At 61.1% G+C, this 20826-nt stretch carries 20 protein-coding genes and 1 riboswitch; of the genes, 11 read left to right on the top strand and 9 right to left on the bottom strand.

Annotated elements, in window-relative coordinates:
• Positions 1-208: 208 nt before the first annotated feature.
• Positions 209-1930 carry an ABC transporter ATP-binding protein gene (locus tag RHSP_RS25395; RefSeq protein ID WP_037154407.1) on the top strand — a complete coding sequence of 574 codons (1722 nt, stop codon included), beginning with the start codon at positions 209-211 and terminating at the stop codon, positions 1928-1930.
• Between the two features lie 121 nt (positions 1931-2051).
• Here RHSP_RS25395 and RHSP_RS25390 read toward each other — a convergent pair whose 3' ends face one another.
• Positions 2052-3464, bottom strand: coding sequence for a helix-turn-helix domain-containing protein (locus RHSP_RS25390; protein WP_004125227.1), 1413 nt, complete (start codon positions 3462-3464; stop codon positions 2052-2054).
• 362 nt (positions 3465-3826) lie between these two features.
• On the opposite strand from RHSP_RS25390, the gene RHSP_RS25385 reads away from it, so the two are divergent.
• The gene (locus RHSP_RS25385; RefSeq protein WP_004125225.1) at positions 3827-4072 is read left to right on the top strand and encodes an SMc00767 family acetate metabolism repressor; all 246 of its coding nucleotides are present in this window, start codon (positions 3827-3829) and stop codon (positions 4070-4072) included.
• Between the two features lie 422 nt (positions 4073-4494).
• Here the strand turns inward: RHSP_RS25385 and RHSP_RS25380 are convergent, their stop codons facing one another.
• The 6 genes from RHSP_RS25380 to RHSP_RS25355 all read right to left on the bottom strand — a co-directional run bounded on the left by RHSP_RS25380 (position 4495) and on the right by RHSP_RS25355 (position 9906).
• Positions 4495-5715, bottom strand: coding sequence for a DUF1501 domain-containing protein (locus tag RHSP_RS25380; protein WP_004125222.1), 1221 nt, complete (start codon positions 5713-5715; stop codon positions 4495-4497).
• Positions 5716-5718: 3 nt separating this feature from the next.
• Positions 5719-7236 carry a DUF1800 domain-containing protein gene (locus tag RHSP_RS25375; protein ID WP_004125216.1) on the bottom strand — a complete coding sequence of 506 codons (1518 nt, stop codon included), beginning with the start codon at positions 7234-7236 and terminating at the stop codon, positions 5719-5721.
• Positions 7237-7310: 74 nt separating this feature from the next.
• Entirely contained in the window at positions 7311-7760 is a 450-nt protein-coding gene (locus RHSP_RS25370; RefSeq protein WP_004125209.1) for a periplasmic heavy metal sensor, read from the bottom strand.
• The gene (locus RHSP_RS25365) at positions 7757-8206 is read right to left on the bottom strand and encodes a hypothetical protein (RefSeq protein WP_004125208.1); all 450 of its coding nucleotides are present in this window, start codon (positions 8204-8206) and stop codon (positions 7757-7759) included. The genes RHSP_RS25370 and RHSP_RS25365 overlap by 4 nt, the downstream gene beginning before the upstream one ends.
• Positions 8199-8816: an RNA polymerase sigma factor gene (locus tag RHSP_RS25360; RefSeq protein ID WP_276307844.1), complete on the bottom strand. Its 618-nt coding sequence runs from the start codon at positions 8814-8816 to the stop codon at positions 8199-8201. The genes RHSP_RS25365 and RHSP_RS25360 overlap by 8 nt, the downstream gene beginning before the upstream one ends.
• 283 nt (positions 8817-9099) lie before the next feature.
• Entirely contained in the window at positions 9100-9906 is an 807-nt protein-coding gene (locus tag RHSP_RS25355) for an EF-hand domain-containing protein (protein WP_004125204.1), read from the bottom strand.
• Between the two features lie 492 nt (positions 9907-10398).
• Here RHSP_RS25355 and RHSP_RS25350 point away from each other — a divergent pair, with 492 nt between their 5' ends.
• Positions 10399-11040, top strand: coding sequence for a TetR family transcriptional regulator (locus tag RHSP_RS25350; RefSeq protein WP_037154403.1), 642 nt, complete (start codon positions 10399-10401; stop codon positions 11038-11040).
• A gap of 130 nt (positions 11041-11170) precedes the next feature.
• Here RHSP_RS25350 and RHSP_RS25345 read toward each other — a convergent pair whose 3' ends face one another.
• Positions 11171-12262 (bottom strand): porin, encoded by a 1092-nt coding sequence (locus RHSP_RS25345; RefSeq protein ID WP_037154400.1) that lies wholly within the window; start codon positions 12260-12262, stop codon positions 11171-11173.
• Positions 12263-12843: 581 nt separating this feature from the next.
• Positions 12844-12975: riboswitch (TPP riboswitch) on the top strand.
• A gap of 92 nt (positions 12976-13067) precedes the next feature.
• Here RHSP_RS25345 and thiC point away from each other — a divergent pair.
• The 6 genes from thiC to RHSP_RS25315 all read left to right on the top strand — a co-directional run bounded on the left by thiC (position 13068) and on the right by RHSP_RS25315 (position 17924).
• Positions 13068-14894, top strand: a complete 1827-nt coding sequence (gene thiC / locus RHSP_RS25340; RefSeq protein ID WP_037154398.1) for a phosphomethylpyrimidine synthase ThiC — start codon at positions 13068-13070, stop codon at positions 14892-14894.
• 1 nt (position 14895) lies between these two features.
• The gene (gene thiO / locus RHSP_RS25335) at positions 14896-15876 is read left to right on the top strand and encodes a glycine oxidase ThiO (RefSeq protein ID WP_004125198.1); all 981 of its coding nucleotides are present in this window, start codon (positions 14896-14898) and stop codon (positions 15874-15876) included.
• A complete protein-coding gene (gene thiS, locus RHSP_RS25330) occupies positions 15867-16064 on the top strand; it encodes a sulfur carrier protein ThiS (protein ID WP_004125194.1) in 198 nt (65 codons plus the stop codon). Before thiO ends, thiS begins: the two co-directional genes overlap by 10 nt.
• Positions 16065-16067: 3 nt before the next feature.
• Positions 16068-16841, top strand: a complete 774-nt coding sequence (locus RHSP_RS25325; RefSeq protein ID WP_004125192.1) for a thiazole synthase — start codon at positions 16068-16070, stop codon at positions 16839-16841.
• Positions 16838-17452 (top strand): thiamine phosphate synthase, encoded by a 615-nt coding sequence (locus RHSP_RS25320; protein WP_004125189.1) that lies wholly within the window; start codon positions 16838-16840, stop codon positions 17450-17452. The genes RHSP_RS25325 and RHSP_RS25320 overlap by 4 nt, the downstream gene beginning before the upstream one ends.
• A 157-nt stretch (positions 17453-17609) precedes the next feature.
• Positions 17610-17924, top strand: a complete 315-nt coding sequence (locus RHSP_RS25315) for a hypothetical protein (RefSeq protein WP_004125188.1) — start codon at positions 17610-17612, stop codon at positions 17922-17924.
• Between the two features lie 122 nt (positions 17925-18046).
• Here RHSP_RS25315 and RHSP_RS25310 read toward each other — a convergent pair whose 3' ends face one another.
• Entirely contained in the window at positions 18047-18907 is an 861-nt protein-coding gene (locus RHSP_RS25310; RefSeq protein WP_004125182.1) for an urea carboxylase-associated family protein, read from the bottom strand.
• Positions 18908-19082: 175 nt separating this feature from the next.
• On the opposite strand from RHSP_RS25310, the gene RHSP_RS25305 reads away from it, so the two are divergent.
• Both RHSP_RS25305 and ahpC read left to right on the top strand, forming a co-directional pair.
• A complete protein-coding gene (locus RHSP_RS25305; protein ID WP_037154395.1) occupies positions 19083-19967 on the top strand; it encodes a LysR substrate-binding domain-containing protein in 885 nt (294 codons plus the stop codon).
• Between the two features lie 194 nt (positions 19968-20161).
• A complete protein-coding gene (ahpC, locus tag RHSP_RS25300) occupies positions 20162-20725 on the top strand; it encodes an alkyl hydroperoxide reductase subunit C (protein ID WP_004125176.1) in 564 nt (187 codons plus the stop codon).
• The last annotated feature ends 101 nt before the right edge of the window (positions 20726-20826 follow it).

Genomic DNA, 20826 nt, shown 5'->3' with positions numbered 1-20826 from the left:
AAATCCCGGCATAGCATTGGCCATCCGCCGTTAATGGGGGGTGACACCGATGCACGCCTGGATTATAAAAATTGCGCGACTCAAGCAGGAGGATCGCCAGATGAGAAATTTCAGCACCAATTGACGCTGAACGGCAATGCCGAATGGGGCTGCTGTCCAGCCTATTCTCGTCTACCGACATCCTCTTCCGTGCCCATGGAGGGCATTCATGCTTCGTCGTTTTTTCTCGTATTATGCACGCTATAAAAAGCTGTTTTTCCTCGATTTCGGCTGCGCCGTGCTGGCAGGCCTGCTGGAACTCGGCTTCCCTCTGGCAGTCAAGCTTTTCGTCGATGAATTGCTGCCGAGCCGCGACTGGGGTCTGATCTTTGCGACGGCCGCGCTGCTGCTTGTCGTCTATGCGATGAACACTGGCCTCTCGGCCATCGTCAACTATTGGGGCCATGCGCTCGGTATCTCGATCGAGTCCGACATGCGCCGTCAGGCCTTCGACCATATCCAGAAGCTCTCTTTCCGCTATTTCGACAACAACCGCACCGGTCACCTGATCACCCACGTCACCAAGGATCTCGAGGAGGTGGGCGAGATTGCGCATCATGGCCCCGAGGATCTGTTCATCGCGATCATGACCTTCGTCGGTGCCTTCCTGCTGATGTTCAGCGTCCATTGGAAGCTCGCGCTGCTGACGACGACTATCGTACCCTTCATGACCTGGCTCGTTAGCCGCTACGGCTCCAAGATGACGCTGAACTCACGCAGCCTGTTCGGCAAGGTCGGCAACTTCAACACGCGCATGCAGGAAACCGTCGGCGGCATCCGGGTGGTGAAGGCCTTCGCCAACGAGAGATATGAAAGCCAGCTGTTTGCCAGCGACAACGAGGACTACAAGACGACCAAGCTGGACGGCTATGCCTATATGACCGCCGGCATTGCGCTCAGCTATTTCAGCACGCGCCTGGTGCAGCTCGTCATCATGATGGCCGGGACCTGGTTCGTGATTTCGGGAGAGCTGAGCTATGGCGGCTTCGTCAGCTTCCTGCTGCTCATCAATGTGTTCTTCCGGCCGATCGACAAGATCACCTCGGTCATTGAAACTTATCCGAAGGGGATCGCCGGCTTCAAACGCTTCCTGTCTCTGATCGACACCGAGCCGGACCTTGCCGATCGGCCAAATGCGATCGCGGTCGATCATCTCAAGGGCGATATCGCCTATGATAGCGTCGCCTTCGGCTATTCCGAGCGGGACTCGATCTTCAAGGATCTCTCCCTGACCATCGCCGCCGGCGAGACTGTCGCTTTCGTGGGCGCCTCCGGCACCGGCAAGACGACGATCTGCTCGCTCTTGCCGCGCTTCTATGACGTGACGTCAGGCAGCATTACCATCGACGGCATCGATATCCGCGACATGACGCAGGCCTCATTGCGCAGCCAGATCGGCATCGTGCAGCAGGATGTCTTCCTGTTCGGCTCGACCATTCGCGAGAACATTGCCTATGGCAAGCTCGGTGCTACCGACGAGGACATCATGAAGGCGCTGGAACGCGCCTCGCTCGACGAGTTTATCCGCTCCCTCCCCGGCGGGCTCGACACACCGACCGGCGAGCGCGGCGTCAAGCTCTCGGGCGGGCAGAAGCAGCGTCTTGCGATCGCCCGCATATTCCTGAAGGATCCGCCGATCCTCATCCTCGACGAGGCAACTTCCGCGCTCGACACGGCGACCGAATATGCGATCCAGCAGGCGCTGTCGGAGCTGGCAAAAGGGCGCACCACGCTTATCGTCGCACATCGGCTGTCGACTATACGCAATGCGGATCGCATCATCGTCATGGGCGACAATGGCATTATCGAGCAGGGATCGCATGACGAGCTGCTCGCTCGCCGCGGTGCCTATGCCCGGCTTCACAACGCACAATTCGGCCTCTACGCCTGATTGGCCATGGAGGTCGATGCCCCAAGCCGAGGCTTCGCGCCTCGGCAACTGCCGTCTCCGACAGGCGGGGCTGGAAACGCCGTGCCATTTATCAAGCAGTTCCGAGCAAAACTGCGCGGCCTCATTGAAAATCGAACACACTGAGACCTGCGGCCATTTCATCGAGACCAAGCGGTCGCGTGACCGGCGGCTCGGCTCTCGCCAGGCAGCCCTGGCGCTCGCACAGGCGGCAGGCCGGGCCGATCGCCACGGACATCGGGCTCAGCGCCTTGCCGTAGACGATCTCGTCGCGATGGACGAGATCGCAACCGATAAGAAGCGCCGTGCGGCGTGCCCTTTCGCCGAAATCCGCCTGCGGGCCTTCAATGGTGCGCGATATCGTCAAGAAACCCATGCCATCAGGCATTTCCGTCACTTCGGCCAGTATCTGCCCCGGCTGGGCAAAGGCGGCGTGAACGTTGAGCTTGGGACAGCCGCCGCCGAAACGGGCCTGCGGGAAACCCTGTGCCCCGACCTTGCGCAGACGGTGGCCGGCGCTGTCGATTTCCATCAGGAAGAAGGCGATGCCGGAAGCGCCCGGACGCTGCAACGTCGTCAGACGCGTGGCGGCCTGCTCGAAGGAAACACCGAAACGGGCGCCAAGCCCGTCAATGTCATAATGCAGGCGCTGCGCCGCCGAAAGATAAGCGCCATAGGGCATGAGCAAGGCATGCGACGCATAGCGCGCCAGCTCGAAACGGGCGATCCGCCTGGCTTCCGGCGTCGAGAGAGCAAGCGCGTCCAGTTCGGCGGCAATCTCTTCGCGCATGACAAGCAGGGAGACCTCGGTCGCGATCTCGCGGAGCTGATCGAAGGGTGACAGCCTCTCGGAAAGGAACAGTCGCATCGAATGGCGGTCGTAACGCCGGCGCAGGCCGGGCATGACGCGCACCGGCAACAGACGAACGGCAACGCCGTGCTCGCTTTTCAGCCATGTCTTCAAGGCGCCGGCGATATCGTCACCCGGTGCAAGCCGCGTATGAAAACCCTCCGCGGCGTCCTCGATGCGAGCAAAGAAATTCGCCCTGCCCTGCAGCCGGTCATGCACCTCGTCGAGCGGCAGGCGCGGGCCGGCCACATCCGCAACCCGGCCCTCACGGGACAGAAGCTCGGCAAGATCTGAGAGCCTCGCCGCCTGCTCGCGATAGGCACGGTAGAGCCGGATCATGCCATTCGCCGCATTGGGCGCAGCCTCCGCAAGCTCGATCAATTCCTGATCGCCGGGGATCTCGCCGGCCAGCAGCGGATCGGCGAAGACTTCCCGCAATTGCCCGGCATTGCCGCCCTGCCCGCCCTGCAGCTCATCGAGATCGACCTTGTAGACGGCCGACAACTTCAAGAGCAGCTGCACGGTCAGCGGTCGCTGATTGCGCTCGATGAGATTGAGATAGGACGGCGATATGTCCAGCGCCTGCGCCATCGTCGTCTGCGTAAGACCGAGACCGGTCCGGATACGGCGAACCCGCGGTCCTGCAAAAATCTTACGCTCAGCCATTTGTCATTCCTTTTACAGAATTCACGGGAAGTCGATTTTCACAAACTTTACAAATTTACTGACAGCCGTTGTCAACAATAGCACATCATAACCCTTTTATCTATTGGGATCTTTTGGTTTTCCTGGCGATCAAAGCGAACATCTTGTAAAACTCGTCATACGCACAGCATCAACAAGACACTGCGTCGAACAGTATAGCGAGACCTGAATGACAGATTTTTACAAACCGATTTCCAGCGCCGTGGCAGGGCGTTTCGATAGGGTTTCGCCGATGACAACCGGCGGTCACACGCCAAGCAACAGTGCATGCGCGGCTGAAGCCGGCTGCAGAGGAATATCCAGCTCAAGAGGAGGAGAATGAAATGCCATCGATAGCACGCGTTCGGGAGAGAGCGGAAGAACAGTCGCTCACCATGAGTACCGACCAGCAGGCTGCAATCCGCATGCTGGCCAATGAGCTGCACCGCCTCAACCAGGCGGTCACGAACGCGGTCGAGGCTGGCGTTTCCGTTGAGCTCGTTCGCTCGGCGCGCCACCATGGCGGCAACGGCAACTGGGGCGACCTGTTGATCCCCGTCATCGTTGCCAATGCGGCTCGCACGAACTAGAGGGCCACATTCAGCGGCCATGCCCGTTGCGCGCCCGCGCGCTGATGAGTGGCGATGTCCACTCATCAGCCGGTCTCCGCACCTGCAAACGGCGGCCCTTGCCTGTGCCGACAGATGAACTGAAGATGGAGCCGCGGCGACCAATCGCTGCCGCAGTGCGATTGGTGGGTCACCAATGCAATTGCTGCATGAACGGATGGTGCAGGTGCCGGAGTTGTAATTTGGGCACAGGGCCTGGCACCGTGCAGGAGATTCCCGACGCGTTCGGCTTTCGCGATCCGACCTATTTCGGCTTTCAGCCACGTCTTCAAGCGGAAGACCGGGTTTTCGCCAGCCGCCTATCGCGACGTCGCCCGCAGCCGCGACGTCGCTGAAAATGGAATATGCCGGTTGACCGTGACCGCGAGCGATTGCAGTACTGATCAGGCGATCAGCCCTTTCATCGGCAGGACATGATCGGATCCGGGGAAGACATCGCGCGTCAACACGGCAGGCGAGGCGCCAAGCAGGTCGACCGCGATACCCTTGACCACGGCGCGCAGATCCGTCGTGGCGGCAAGGTCACGGCCATCTCGCAATTGCACCTGTTTGAGACCGGGCCAATCGGCAATCACCCGGCCGCCCTTGATCGCGCCGCCGGCGAGAAATGCCGTCGTTCCGGTGCCGTGGTCGGTGCCCTGCGTTCCGTTGACTTGAGCGGTACGGCCGAATTCGGTCGCAACGAGGATGGCCGTGTCCTTCCATGCCGGGCCAAGCTCCTGCTGAAAGGCAGCCAGGGAATTGTCGAGCCCGACGAGCAGCTTGTTGAGCCGTTCGACCTCGCCGGCATGGGTGTCCCATCCTTCGAAAGCCAATGCCGCGACGCGGGGGCCGTCATCCTGCGCGAGCAGGCGTGCAGCGCCTCTCGCCATCTGCTCCATTCCGGTGGGGTCGCCCGGGCCGCCTCTTGCCTTGACGTCGAGGCCAGCGGCGATCTTGCCGGTCGAAATGCCCTCGGCCAGGATTTTCGCAAAGAGCGGGTCGGTGTGATTGTAGAGATCCATCAGGCGTGGCGGCAGATCATCGCTGACCGGCTGCAGGTTGGACGGAGACCAGCCGAGCACCGGCGCCTTTCCGCGGATGACCAGCGGGGCGTTGGCACCCACGGACAATCCGCGGATCGCCGATGCGCCCGGCGCAACCTTGTCGCCCTTCGGCAGGCCTTCCAGCATCCGGTTCAGCCAGCCGGACTCGACGCGGCCGGGCGTCTCATAGCCCGATTCCAGCACATCCTGACCGTCGAAATGGGATCGGTCGCGATAGGGTGTCGCGCTCGCATGCACGACGGCCGCCTGCCCTGCCCGATAGAGCCGGTTGAAGTTCGGCATCGACGGATGCAGCGCAAAAAAGCTGTCGAGCGGCAGCGCTGCCTGAGGGCCGCTCGTCGTCATGGCGATCTGTTGCCGCAGCGTTTCGTAGTCGGGATCACCGACGGGCGGCACGGCCGTCAACCCATCGAGCGCACCACGCAGAATGATGGTGACGAAGCGCGGGTCGCGTCCGCCGGCCGCGTGGGCGAAGCGCGGAATGAAGGCCCAGGCGAACAAGGCGCCTGAAGCGCCAAGAACGGCACGACGGGTGGGGGTCATGAGTTCGCAGGTCATGGGTCAGCGCCTTTGAAATTCGGGGGAAAGATAAGCGATCGCCAGACCCTGATTGCGGGTCTCCGCGCGCGATACGGCCTGTAGCGTCTCATTCGAAAGCAGCGGCCCGAGGCTGTCGGAAGCGAACCGACGGGGATCGATCTGCGGCGGTACCGCATTCGCGATCATATTGGCGACATCCATGCGCATGCTGAGGCCCTCGCTGGAGGCCCAGACATCGACCGAGTCCGCAAAGCCGTTGGGGCCAGCCGGCGCCCAGAAGGGTTGGCCCATCGCGGTCAGCGCGCCGAGAACGACATTCGGCTTCGGCGTCTCGCCGCTCGCCCGCAGAAGAGCGATCATGAACTCGAGCGGCGAACGAACCTTGGACAGCGTCGGGTTCCAGGCCTCCTCGGAGCCGATCAGCGCCCGATAGACGGCGGAGAGATCGCCATCCGTCTTGCTGAATGTCGCAGCGACGGTCTGCACCAGCGCCGGCGGCGGCGTATCGGCGACGAAATGCCGAACAAGCTTGGTGGCGATATGCTGCGCGGTCGCCGGGTGGCGGGCGAGATCCCGCAACGCTTCCCGCCCCTGTCCGACGCCATTATCGGCATAGGTAAGGCCGAGAATTGTCTGGTCGCCAGGTTCATGGGCGCCCGCGTTGAAGACGAAGGTGCCGGGGTCGCCGAGCTTGCCTTCGGCGCGCGCCACCGTCCAGCCGGTGATGATCTTGGCAAGAGTCGTCACATCGGTTTGCGTGTAGCCGCCATTGACGCCGAGCGTATGCAGTTCCAGCGTCTCGCGGGCGAGGTTCTCGTTGAGGCCGCGTTTCTTGCTGGCGTTGGCCTTGGAGTTCGGGCCGATCGATTGCTGATTGTCGAGATAGCCAAGCATGGCCGGATGGGTCTCGACGGCGAGCAACATATCGGCAAAACGCCCGAAGACGTGCGGCCGGATGGCTTCGCGCTCGAAGGCGCCGGCAAGGATGTGAACCTCCTCGCTCTTCGAGACGGCGACCGCGAAGTGGTTTGCCCAGAACATGGCGAGCCGCTCGCCGAAGCCGATCAAGGGCTGCCGGATGGTGCCGTTGAAGCGCGCATCCGCTTCGGCCAAAAGGATCTGCTGCGGAAGATACGGCATTGCGGCCATTGTAGGCTTTTCCTGCTTCTCGACCGGCTTGCCTGTTGGCGCCGTCATGGCCGGATTGCCTGGCTGGGCTGCCATGGCGCCCGATGTCTGCACAGGCGGTTGTTGTTGTGGCAATTGAGGCCCTTGCATCGGCTTGTCCTGCTGCATGGCGGTTGCAGCCTGCTGTCTCGCCTCCTTGCGCTGTTCCTGGAAGGCAAAGAGAGAGACGAGAAGATCGGCGCTGGACTGAAGCTGCGGTCCGACCGGAACGGGAACGAAGCGTTCGGTGATTTCCTCCATCAATGCCCCGCGCGGGTTCGATGCGATCGGCGCGGTGCCGTTATGGTCCGCTCCCAACCCGAACCGGGAAAGGGCGAGCGCGGCATAAACATCATTCGATTGCTGAGCCATGTTCTGCCAACTCCTATTTCAAACACATTCCTTAAACGCGGTCGTCATTCCGATCCGTCGCCCGGCAAGCATGATCATTTTGTGACAGCGGCTTTCGGCACGCTGCGGCGGATCATGCTTTCGGCAAGGGCGCGGCGTTCGTCGTAGGAGAGCGTTGCCGCGAAATCGACGGCGCGCTGCTCCAGCTTGGCCCTCAACCCAATATCGGCGTTGCGGGCTCTGGCCAACGCAGCCGACAGCGCGGCCGTATCCAGCGTCGGCTGCCCCAGAATGGAAGCGGCGTCGACCTTGGCCTGTTGCCCGTCGAGAATGGTTTGCCGTTCCTCCTTGCGCGCCTCGTTGAGAGCAGCCCGCAGAGCCTTCCTCTGCGGCGACCGCAATTGCTCGCCGCCCAAGGGCATCATCCCGGTCGGCGCCTGCGAATTGCGGATCCAGGTCAACCCTCCACCTGCAAGTGCTGCAATCATGAAGGTGTTCAACACCAGCAGAGATATGACCAGTATTCGGAAACTGCGGTCTGTCATTGGCTTTCCTGCGTTATGGTCACGTCCGGTCCGATGTCGCCGAACATGGTGCTGGTGCCATCGGCTATGGATGGCGTTTCCGATGTCAGGCTTGGCGCCAATACGGCGATGGCAACGCTGCCGGCAAGAGCGCCCGCGAGCCCGACGCCGACAAGGCCAATGCCGGCGGAGCCGAATCGGAACCAATTGCGGATCTTCGACCGGCGGGCAAACCGCGCGACGATCCGGCTATCCAAGCCGGCGGGAGCGACTTTCGGCATATAGGTATCGAGCAGCGCATCGAGATCGGCAGCCCGCGCCAGCATGCCGTCCACATCGATGTTCCTGGCATAATCGCGCGCCGCCGCTCGCTCCGCCTGAGGCCAGCGGCCGATATCGCCGCCATAGGCATCGGCCAGTTCCGCAAACCGTTCGCCGCTCATCGGGCCTGCGATATGTTCAGCCATCGCTCTGTTCCTTCAACAAAAGCGCCTGCAGGGATCGCCTTCCCCGCGCCAGCAGGCTTTCCAATGCATCCACGCTGATATCCATGATCGCAGCCGCTTCCACATTCGACAGCGCCTGATAATAAACCAGAATGATCGCCTCGCGCTGCCGGGGCGCGATCATCTGCATCGCCCGCTCCACACGCCTGGAGGGATCATCCTCGCTCATCAGACCCGCATCCGGTCCCGGCCCTTCATCCTCGATGTCGGGCGGTTGCTCGGCAAGCACGTCCTTACGCCGGCGCAGGCGATCGTAGCAAAGGTTGATCGCGACGCGGTGCACCCAGGTGCTGAAGCGGGCGTTGCGCTGGCGCCAGCCGCCGGCGTTTCGCCACACCCGCAGGAATGTCTCCTGCGCCACATCCTCGGCCTCGGCGGCATCGCCAAGCATGCGGGTCGCCACCGAAAGGATGCGAGGCAGCTGCCGTGTCACCATCACGCGCATTGCCGGCACATCGCCGGCGGCGATGCGGCCCACCAGATCCTCATCCGGGTCGCCACTCTCGGGCGCGCGATCCCTTTTCATCGACAATCGCCACCGTCCAAGTTTCGTGCGACTTTGGCATAGCACGCCCCTTCCCTGCCGTTGACAAGAGAGCTTTGCCTACCCGGCGCATTGTACCAATCCGATCGCAGCGTCTCTTTCCTTCGACATCGAGCATGGGTTCTCAACGGTTCAACGGACCACGCGCCGAAATCCGTCGCTCTCCCCTCATCGATTTGCGAATAATTGTGGCCGGCTTCATGGCGCTGCGGCAAAGATGCAAAAGCCGGAGCGCCTGGATGCTGAGGCCTGACCTCTAACCTCCAGGCTGCCGGCGCATCGCTGGTTCAGATACGAAGGTCGATTCCGATCAGAGCGTGAGCAGATCGCTAGTCGTCTGTCCTTGGTCTGCGGCGGCGTAAGGGTTGCCAAATTCAGGCGCTTGCGGGCGCTGTGCCTTCACGGCCGCTTCGAACTGGCTTTGCGTCAGCGATCCCGAATTTGAGGTATCCAGGCCCTTGAACAATGCCGTTGCCTGATCTTCGCCGACACCCGACGGGCGGGCGGCCACGAATTCCGCTTCGGTCACGCTACCGTCGCCGTTGGTATCCATGGAGGAAAATAGGTCGGAGAGCTGCTTGTCGCTCATATGTCCGCCATGATGCATGTGCCGGCCCGAACGCATTGCCTCCGCCAACTGCGCTTCAGTGAGTGAGCCGGTCTTGTCCTTGTCGAAGCTTTCGAACAGCGTCCGGGCCTGATCCTCGCTGGCGCCGGAGGGACGCGCGGCGACGAATTCCGCCTCGCTGATATTGCCATCGCCGTTGGTATCCATGGCTTTGATCTTATCGTTCTGACTGCCGCTCACCGTAGCGGCCGCCGCGGACTGCTGCGTGCTCGACGTCGAATCGACGGAGCTGCCGTCGGAGTTAGACGTCGAGCCGTCGTTGCTATTGTCGCTGCCAGCCTGAAGGTTGAGAATGATGTTCATCAGTTGCGCCATCAATTGCTCAACGGCGGCGCTTTGAGATTGACCGTCTGATGATGACGAGGAGCTTGCGCCGGACGAACCGCCCGATAGGGTCAAGGATGCGGTATCGTCCGTTGCGGACGATGCCGAACGGGATGTCAGATACTGATAATAGTTGTTTGATAAGACCGAGGTAATGCTCGTCATAGGGGCCTCCTGGTGCGAGCGTTGAGGAGAATTGCGATAGCCTGCGCGTACACGAATAAAACTTAAGGCCGTCGAGGCCGGCCGGCGCCGGCGCGCCGCCATGGCTTCGACCATCGATATGGGCGGATGAAATTGCCGAAGGCTGGAGGTCAAATCCGCTTTGCGCCCGGATTTGACGGATCGGCCAGCCATGAAGCGGCGATCGCCAGCGGCGACCTGTCGCCATCATGGCGCTATCGGCATCTGCACATTTTCGATCTAGCACTTCCCAACGCAGCGAAATTGCCGAATGAAACTTGCGCGTGGCTTATAGGTGCTTGACGAATACGTCTCGTTGCGATTTTCATTATCGATTTATAGGGAGTATCTAGGGGTTCGCTTCGCAATCTGATGTTGTCGGCAATATGGGGTCACCGGCACTGACGCGGCGAGACGGAATAGAAATACCAAGAAGAGGGGTACGGCTGGAAATGGGCTTCTGTGGAGAACTGAATGCGGCGAACTAAGGAAGAGGCGGCGGAAACTCGAAACGAGATTTTGCAATCGGCAAAAGCCCTGTTCCTCGACAAGGGATATGAGAATGTCAGCCTCGAGGAGATAGCCACAGCAGCCGGTGTTACGCGGGGGGCGGTGCACTGGCATTTCAAGAACAAGCAAGGGCTGATGTTTGCGATCCGCGATGAGGCGCAGCAGCCATTTCAGGAGCTGGCCGAACGCATGTCGCGGGAGTTGCCGCCCAACCCGCTCGATCTCGTGGCGGATGCGATTGCGGCCATATTCGAGGACGTTCAGCATGATCCGCGCAAACGCAGCATGCTGAAGGTGATGATGCATCTCGACATGGCGTTTTGTGACGGAACGACGAGCCGCGCGAGTTCCTTCCGGCAGGACATGCACGATAATTTCGAGCGAATCTTCACGTTGATGAACGAGAAGACGCAGTTGCCGGCGCCCTGGACACCGGACACGGCTGCCTCGGCGCTAACCGCCGTCATCGGCGGCCTGATCACCGAATGGACGCTCGACAGGGGCAATTTCCAGCTCGCACCCTGCGGACAGATGTTCATCAAGATGGTTTTGAAGACCTGGTTCCCATCAGCGCAGATGCAGGAAATCGAGACATCTGCGGCTTAAAAGCTAAAAAGGATCCGGAGGGAAAGCCGGATCCTTTCTCTTTGATCGGAGGTCAACCGATCAGTTGAAGAAGCCCGACGGATTGGAACGTCAGGCTTCTCTTACCCGGCGCGGGCCGGGTAGTCTCTTATTAGAAGCTACGCTCGAAGCGCAGGATACCAGCCCACTGATCCTGGTTCACAGAATCGAAGTTGCTGTAGGAAACTTCCGGCTCGATGAGCAGGTTCTTGACCGGGTTCCACTTCAGGTTCGTGGTAGCGGCAAAGATCTTGCTGTCGGTGTAGGCGAGCTGGAGGTTCCACTTCAGCTTTTCGTTGATCGGAACGCTAGCGCCGCCCCAAACGGCCCAGTCACCCCAGCCGCACTTCGATGCATCAGCAACCGGGCAAGCAGAACGGTCAAGGTTCGTGCCGGCATACTTGTTCAGCTTCTTGCCATCGGTGTTGTAACCACCCATCAAGAAGGCCGAGAATACGCCGAAGTCAGCGTCGACGCGAGCCTTGATAGCGCCTTCTTCGACGATCGAGTCGTAACCGCCGACAACCTTGAAGCCGAAGTTGCCAACCTTGTAACCGATACCGGCAACGGCGTCAGGAGCGTAGTGGTTGGCCTTATCGTCTGCCCACCAGCTGGAGCCGTAGGAAGCGCCGGAGCCGCTGGAGTTGCTGTCTTCGACCGAGACCACAGCCGTGAAACCGTTGCCGGCATCGTAGTTGTAGCTGATCTGGTTCAGTTCGTACGGGCCGTCATAGATCACGTCGTCGTTGATGACGTCGCCGGCATAGCCGATGTAGGAGTTGTACTGCGAGTCAGCCTTACCGACGAGGAAGCCACCGAGGCTGATGTTGGCGAACAGCAGCTTGGTGCTGGTCGTGTTGCCTTCGCTCCAATCCCAGCGGATAACCATGTTGGTCTTCAGCGGACCGTATTCGGTGTCGGAAGCGGTATTGACGTTCAGCTCAGCACGGGTGTGCCACAGCGTGCCCTGCTTGCTGTTCGGGTTGTAGGCATCGTACCACTCGCCCTCGGTGCGGACGCGGCCGCCGATCTTGAGGCAGGTTTCCGTGCCCGGAATGAAGAAGTAGCCAGCACCGTATGCGTCGCAGATGCGAACGTATTCCAACGGCTCCGGCTGAGCAGCGACGATAGCGTCGGCTGCCTGGGCACCGGATACTGCTGCCAGCGCAGCAGCGGAGCCGAGAAGAAGGCTCTTGATGTTCATTATAAGCTCCTGGTTGCAATATGCATTTCTGACTTACCGCGAGTGCAGGGCTGGAATACCACTTTAAAGATCGGTCTCATTCAAACGCGACCAGGCAGCCCGGCAGATACGCACCTAATGTTGGCTTGAGTCCCCTCGAACCTCCACAATTGACCCCGCAGCAAAAGCCTTGAAATGCCTTTACCGATCCGGCCGATCCCTCGACCGTGAGACAACTTGTGTCCTGCATTCGATTTACAAACAGCCCGTATGTTTGTCAATTATGTGAAACCCACCCTGGTATTAGTCTTGACCGCTGTTGCCTAAATGCAACTGCCGACAGCGTGGCCCATGAAACCTCCTCCGGCGATAACCGAAAGGCGCCGATTGCGCCTACCGGAAGCATGAACGCGCAAGCGGGCGGCATCCTGGACAAGTCCGAGCTTGGTGGTCGACTCTGATCGGCGCGCACCGATATTTTCGACTCATGGTGGAACGTTCCCGTTGAAGCCATTCGGTGCCCGGCGCAGCTGGGAGCCACCAGGCAAAATGCGATCGTCGCTACAGGGTTGACAGCAGCCAAAGAGAGAGCTTAGCCTTTCCGCATTCACCAGGGGGGTCCCGGCAAGGGGCTGAGATACTGCTGGACAATATGGCTTTGCCTGTTGTGGCGCAGTGACCCGTTGAACCTGATCCAGTTCATACTGGCGTAGGGACGGTGCAAGCGCTCGATGGCTCTGGGTTCACGCGTGGAATCCATATCGACGTCTTTTCATCATTCCGGCTGATTGACTGGGTCTCCAACCGCAATTTGGAGCCTCAAACCATGAATATTGCCGCAAAAAACCTCACCCCCACCGTCACGACCGGCCCGCTGCCGGCCTCGAGGAAGATCTACATTCCCGGAGACATCCATGCCGATATCCGCGTGCCGATGCGTGAGATCAGCGTTCATCCGACGGCGGGCGAACCGCCAGTCATCGTCTATGATTCCTCCGGCCCCTACACGATCGAGGGCGCCGACATCAGCATCGAGCAGGGCCTGTCGCAGCTCCGCCGCGACTGGGTGCTCGCCCGCGGCGATGTCGAGGCCTACGAAGGCCGCCACGTGCGCCCCGAAGACAATGGCTTTGTCAGCGGCGACCGGTTGACACCCGAATTTCCCGGACGTCGCCAGCCGCTGCGCGCCAAAGACGGCAAGGCGGTCACGCAGCTTGCCTATGCGCGCGCCGGCATCATCACGCCGGAGATGGAATTCATCGCCATCCGCGAGAATCTCGGCCGCAAGGCGAAGGCCGAAGCCCTGATTCGCGACGGCGAAAGCTTCGGCGCCCATATTCCCGACCATGTAACGCCGGAATTCGTTCGCCAGGAAGTCGCCGCCGGCCGCGCCATCATCCCGGCCAACATCAATCACCCCGAAGCCGAACCGATGATCATCGGCCGGAACTTCCTGGTGAAGATCAACGCCAATATCGGCAACTCCGCCGTTACCTCCTCCATGGCAGAGGAAGTCGAGAAGATGGTCTGGGCTGCCCGCTGGGGCGCCGATACCGTCATGGATCTTTCGACCGGCCGCAACATCCACAACATCCGCGAATGGATCATCCGCAATTCGCCGCTGCCGATCGGCACGGTTCCGCTCTATCAGGCGCTCGAAAAGGTCGGCGGCATTGCCGAGGAACTCACCTGGGAGGTCTATCGCGACACGCTGATCGAGCAGGCCGAACAGGGCGTCGACTATTTCACCATCCATGCCGGCGTGCGGCTGCATTACATCCCGCTGACCGTCAATCGCGTCACCGGCATCGTCTCGCGCGGCGGCTCGATCATGGCGAAGTGGTGTCTCCATCACCACCGCGAGAGCTTCCTCTACGAGCATTTCGAGGAGATCTGTGACATCTGCCGCGCCTATGATGTCTCCTTCTCGCTCGGCGATGGCCTGCGCCCCGGCTCGATCGCCGATGCCAATGACGCCGCGCAGTTTGCCGAACTCGAAACCCTGGGCGAACTGACGAAGATCGCCTGGGCGAAGGACTGCCAAGTGATGATCGAAGGCCCCGGCCATGTGCCGATGCACAAGATCAAGGAAAACATGGACAAGCAGCTCGCCGTCTGCGGCGAAGCGCCCTTCTACACGCTCGGGCCGCTGACGACGGATATCGCGCCGGGCTACGATCACATCACCTCCGGCATCGGCGCGGCCATGATCGGCTGGTTCGGCACGGCCATGCTCTGCTACGTTACCCCGAAGGAGCATCTCGGCCTGCCCGACCGCAACGACGTCAAGACCGGCGTCATTACCTACAAGATCGCAGCCCATGCGGCCGATCTTGCCAAGGGTCATCCGGCCGCGCAGGTGCGGGACGATGCGCTTTCGCGCGCCCGCTTCGAGTTCCGCTGGGAAGATCAGTTCAACCTGTCGCTGGACCCGGACACCGCCCGCAGCTTCCACGACGAAACCCTGCCGAAGGAAGCCCACAAAGTGGCGCATTTCTGCTCGATGTGCGGCCCGAAATTCTGTTCGATGCGGATTTCACACGACATTCGCGCCGAGGCGCAGAAGGAGGGGCTGGACGCGATGGCGGCCAAATATCGCGAAGGCGGCGATCTCTACATGCCGGTCGACAACCTTCCGCATCCGGCCGAGTGAGATGCGCGTCCTTGTCAAAGGGGCCGGCGTCGCCGGCCTCGCGGTCGCCCATGAACTTCATGTTCGGGGCGCGGACGTAACCGTCCTGGACCCGTACCTGAACTTCGACCATGCCGCGTCCTGGCTCGCCGGCGGCATGCTGGCGCCCTGGTGCGAACGGGAAAGTGCCGATGAGGCGGTGCTCCGGCGCGGCATGGATGCCGCCGATCGATGGGATGCGATGCTGCCGGGCGAGGTGGTGCGCAACGGCACCCTGGTGGTCGCGCCGCCGCGCGATCACGGCGAGCTCAAGCGATTCGCGAGCCGCACCTCCGGCTATCATTGGGTGGAAGAGAGTGAAATCGCCGCTCTCGAGCCCGCCCTTGCCGGCCGTTTCAGGCAAGGCCTGTTCTTTCCGCAGGAAGCGCATCTGGACCCGCGCCGGGCGCTGCGCCGATTGCAGGAAAAGCTTCTGGCGAGAGGCGTTGCTTTTGCCGCCATGGATGTGAGCGAGGACGATTTCTCCGAAATCGTCGATTGCACCGGCGCCGCCCGCATCGGACACAGCAAGGATCTGCGCGGCGTGCGCGGTGAGATGCTCTATCTACGCACCGAAGAAGTGGCACTCGCCCGGCCTATCCGCCTGCTGCATCCCCGCATTCCCGTCTATATCGTTCCACGCGGCCAAGGGCTTTTCATGGTGGGAGCGACCATGATCGAGACCGAATTCGGCGGTCCGATCACGGCGCGTTCGCTGATGGAACTGCTGAACGCCGCCTACGCGCTGCATCCCGCCTTTGCAGACGCCGCGGTCATCGAAACCGGTGCCGGCATCCGTCCCGCCTTTCCCGACAATCTCCCGCGTGTAGGCCGCGAGGGAAATGTCGTCGTGACGAACGGTTTCTATCGCCACGGTTTCCTGCTGGCGCCGGCAATGGCGGCCGAAACTGCCGACCTCGTCCTTTCCGAACAATCCAGACAAAGGAGCCCCAGATGCGCCTGATCATCAATGGAGAAGCTCAGACAATCGCCGCAACCACGCTTTCGCAGCTTCTGACGGCGCTCGACTACGAGGGCGACTGGCTGGCAACCGCCGTCAACGGCGAGCTCGTGCATCGCGAAGACCGCGACGACCATGCGCTGAACGACAACGACAGGATCGAGATCCTGACACCGATGCAGGGAGGCTGAGCCATGCCCGATTTTTACGGAAGCCAAATCGAATCTCGCCTGCTCCTGGGTACGGCACGCTATCCTTCACCGGCAGTCCTTGCCGAGGCGGTCAAGCGATCGCAGACGGAGATCGTCACCGTATCGCTGCGGCGCGAAACCGCTGGCGGACGCAGCGGCGGCGCCTTCTTCGATATGATCCGCGCGCTTGACGTTCGCGTTCTTCCCAATACTGCCGGCTGCCATGGCGTCTCGGAAGCGGTGCTGACGGCAAAGATGGCCCGCGAGGTATTTCAGACCAACTGGATCAAGCTCGAAGTGATCGGCAATCACGATACGCTACAGCCCGATGTCTTTGCGCTAGTGGAGGCCGCACGCATCCTCGCCGGCGACGGCTTCGAGGTCTTTCCCTATACGACGGACGATCTCGTGGTTGCCGAACGGCTGCTAGAAGCCGGATGCAAGGTGCTGATGCCCTGGTGTGCGCCGATCGGAACGGCGGCCGGGCCGCTCAATCTGTCCGCCCTCCGCTCGATGCGGGCGCATTTCCCCGAGATACCGCTGATCGTGGATGCCGGCATCGGCAAGCCCTCGCATGCGGCGACCGTCATGGAACTCGGCTTCGATGCCGTGCTGCTTAATACAGCGGTTGCCGGCGCCGGCGATCCGGCCGCGATGGCGGAAGCCTTCGCCAAGGCCATCGATGCCGGCCGGCAGGCCTTCGGCGCGGGCATGCTCGAGCCCCGCGACATGGCTGTGCCGTCGACACCCGTGATCGGAAAGGCGGTGTTCGCGTGAGGCTCGATCCCTTCTACCTCATCGTCGACAGCGCCGCCTGGATCGAAAGGCTGGTGCCGCTGGGCGTCAAGCTGGTGCAGCTGCGCATCAAGGATCGAACCGCCGCTGAAATCCGGACGGATATCCGCAAGGCCAAGGCAGTCTGTGCCGCGCATGGATGCCAGCTTATCGTGAACGACTACTGGCAGCTCGCCATCGAGGAGCGCTGCGATTTCATTCATCTCGGCCAGGAAGATCTGGCCGAGGCGGACCTCGATACGATCCGGGCGGCAGGGATGAAGCTGGGGCTTTCGACGCATGACGAGGCGGAGCTGCAAACCGCGCTTGCGGCCCGCCCCGATTACATCGCTCTCGGGCCGATCTATCCCACGGTCCTCAAGGCCATGTCCTGGGCACCGCAGGGCCGACAGCGCATCGGTCACTGGAAAGCGCTACTCGGCGATATCCCGCTCGTGGCTATCGGCGGCCTGACCGTAGAGCGCATTCCCGGCGTGCTGGAGAACGGCGCCGACAGTGCTGCCGTCGTCACCGATATCACCCGCAATTCCGATCCCGAATCGCGAACGCTCGAATGGCTCAAGGCGACGCGCGGCCACATTCCGGCCATTTGATCGCACGCGAAACTTCGACGAAAGCACGGGATTTCCATCCCTTAGCGTGGATGAACGGCGCATTCATCGTATATTCAGCTGAACATAATCATGCTTCAAACGTTGAATAGATGACTCGCGAATTCGCTGAGCAATGTAGACTGCTTTGGAGGTGGTCATGATTAAGAAAACGGTCCTTACAGTTTTGCTGGCTGCCACTGTTGTCGGCGGCACATTGGCTCCCGCCAACTTCGCCCAGGCGCAGCAATATTATCGCTACCACCATCACCATCACAATGGTGGCGCAATCGCAGGCGGCGTAGCCGCAGGCCTCCTCGGCGGCCTTATCGTCGGTGGCGCGCTTGCCAACCGCGGCCCCGTTTACGGTGGCCCGGTTTACGAAGCACCGCCGAGATGCTGGCTTGAAAGCCGGCCGGTTCCGAACCGTTATGACGACGGTTACCACTACGAGCGCGTCCGCGTCTGCGATTAAGCAGCCAACGCTTCGTCGAGGCAGAGACGGAGGTCTCGGTTAACGAGCGACTTTGCGTTGCCGGCGGCTCAAACCGCCGGCAACATGTTTATGGGCTGCATTGGTGGCGGCTGTGCGCCGATCTAGAGGCCATGCGTTCTCGGATAGGCGTTACGCTCGGGGAAAGACCGGCCGGCTAGGCTCTCCGGATGAGGCCTCCAGATTTCGACGCTTAGCGGATAGCATGGCGCCGCATCGCTCGAATGGCCGCTGCCGCAATCACCGCCCGGGCAGGCGGAAAGAGCGCCGAGAAGATCGATCTCAGCAAAGAACTCAATGAAATCGCCCGGCCTTACGGGACTTGCCTTCATGAAATACTGATGGGTATCGTGGGTGAACCCCGTGCACATGAAGACATTCAGCACGTCGTGAACATGCATTTCCGCCTCCTGCACCGGCATGTTCATTTCGGAAGCAAGCGCGCGCGACAGGTTCGAATGGCAGCAGTGGTGGTAATCGCCGCCCTTCAGCAGCCGGTTTGTATAGGGATCGCAACGCGTGCCGATAACGTCGTGGACGCCGGCTCCATCCTTGTCCCATCCATACCAGCCGAGTGTGTCATGGGTGATCGTCGCCATCGGGCGCAGATATGGCAGGCTGCTCCACAAGCGATCGCCGACGCCGACATGCGTGGCGTGAAGGGCGCGGGTCTTGCCGCTGAAGAATCGTTCCGAAAGATCGTCGGCATTCCATAGATTGAGGTCGCCGACCTGCGAGCCTTCCATGCTGACGATGCGGAAGAAATGCCCCTTCGGCACCCGGAAGCTACCCGCTTCCCGCGGCGGCACGATGATCTCAGCGACCTTGATCATGCTTTGCCTCGCGGCCTGGAGTTTATCCATCCCGGCCGGCGGCAGGGTCTCATTCGGATAGACGACAACGGCCGGCTTGCTGCGCCGTTCCTCGGCATCGGCGGGAGCGGAAATATCACGAACTGTCTGCATTGCGGTCACATAGCCCCCTGGCGGATCTGGGTTTCGAGGTTTCGGGCCTGTAGAGCCGCGGCACCGCAGGCGCCGCCGCGCAAGCCACGACATCGCCTGCAATGTAGCGACATCAGGCCAATGCACAACGCTCATTGTTCTTGCGCTTTGGCTAAGTTTTACTTAGCCTTTGTTCATGCGACAGATCCCTCATGCCTCCCTTTGCGCCTTCGAGGCGGCCATGCGTCACGAGAGCTTCGCCCGAGCGGCGGCCGAACTCAACCTGACGGCGGCCGGGATAAGCCAGCATGTACGCATAATGGAGAACTGGCTCGGCGTTGCGCTATTTACGCGCCATGCCCGCGGCGTGACGGCAACGGCGGCCGGCCGCGAGTTTGGGGCAGCCGTGGCAAATGGCCTCGGCCACATCCTGAACGCGGCGCAGCAGCTGAAGCGTGAGAGCCATGACAGGCCGGTCAGCGTCGCCTGCATCGCATCCTTTGCTACACGCTGGCTGATACCGCGCCTGCCGGAATTCCGAAGGGAACACCCGGAAATTAGAATCAACATCGTCTATGCGCTCGATGCGAAGACGCCGGAAGCGGCGAGCGTCGATCTGCTGATCCGCCATGGAACAAGACCCGGGGCAAATTCCACCCCCCTTTTGAGCGCTCAAACGCAACCGACTTGCTCGGCGGAGTTCAAGCTTCGTCATGGCTCGTTCAACGTACCGGGCGACCTGATCGATGCCGAACTCCTGCATGATGAAACGACGGCCGCCTGGGGGCGCTGGTTCGCCCTCGAGAATGTCCATCGGCCTCTGAAGCCAGGCCCGATCTTTGCCGATTTCAGCCTAATGATCGGATCAGTCGTCGGTGCTCAGGGCATAGGCCTCTGCCCGGTCTCCCTGATTGCCGAGGAACTGGCCAATGGGACATTGGTCACCCTGTTCGATTCGCCCTTGGATACCGACAAATTCTATTGGCTGATCGAAGCCACGCGCCTTTCCAGGGAAGCGGAAACCTTTCGCGACTGGCTCGTTGCGGAGAGCAGCGGATCGGATTCCAAGCCGGATCCGTGAGCTATCAGCACCTCCTCACCTCGCCGCTGCACTGCGTCGTTAAGGCGCGGCCGATATCCACAAACGAAGCCGGGCAGGTCCGCCTAGACAGATGGAAACTATCGATTCTTTCTGATTTATCTATTTTGCTTATTGCGGCGCACGCTCTATGTTGCGACGCAAAAGTCATTCAGTCCAAACATTGCAAGGATACCATGTCCGTTCTCAATACCGCCGTTAAGCCGTTCAAAGCTCAGGCCTTCAAGCAGGGCAAATTCATCGAGGTCACGGAAGCTGACATCGCAGGCAAGTGGGCGGTCTTCTTCTTCTATCCGGCCGATTTCACCTTCGTCTGCCCGACCGAACTCGGCGACGTCGCTGATCACTATGCCGAGCTGCAGCGCCTCGGCGTCGAGGTCTTCTCCATCTCGACCGACACGCACTTTACTCACAAGGCATGGCATGACAGCTCCGAGACCATCGGCAAGATCCAGTATGCCATGATCGGCGACCCGACGGGTGCAATCACCCGCAACTTCGACGTCATGCGCGAAGCTGAAGGCCTTGCCGACCGTGGCACCTTCGTCGTCGACCCGGACGGTGTCATCCAGGCCATGGAAATCACCGCCGAAGGCATCGGCCGCAACGCCGTCGACCTCCTGCGCAGGATCAAGGCGGCTCAGTATGTCCGCTCGCATCCGGGCGAAGTTTGCCCGGCCAAGTGGGAAGAAGGCGAAAAGACGCTCGCTCCCTCGCTGCATCTCGTCGGCAAGATCTGATCTGAGGACGACTGGCCCTTCCTTGATCCCAGGGAGGGCCACCCAACACATGCAAGAGCCCATACGTCCGCCGTATCAGGCAGGCGACGAATTCTCATTTC

It is taken from the genome of Rhizobium freirei PRF 81 (genome assembly GCF_000359745.1).
In the GTDB taxonomy this organism is placed as follows: Bacteria; Pseudomonadota; Alphaproteobacteria; order Rhizobiales; family Rhizobiaceae; genus Rhizobium; species Rhizobium freirei.
This window is presented reverse-complemented; position numbering and strand designations above follow the sequence as displayed.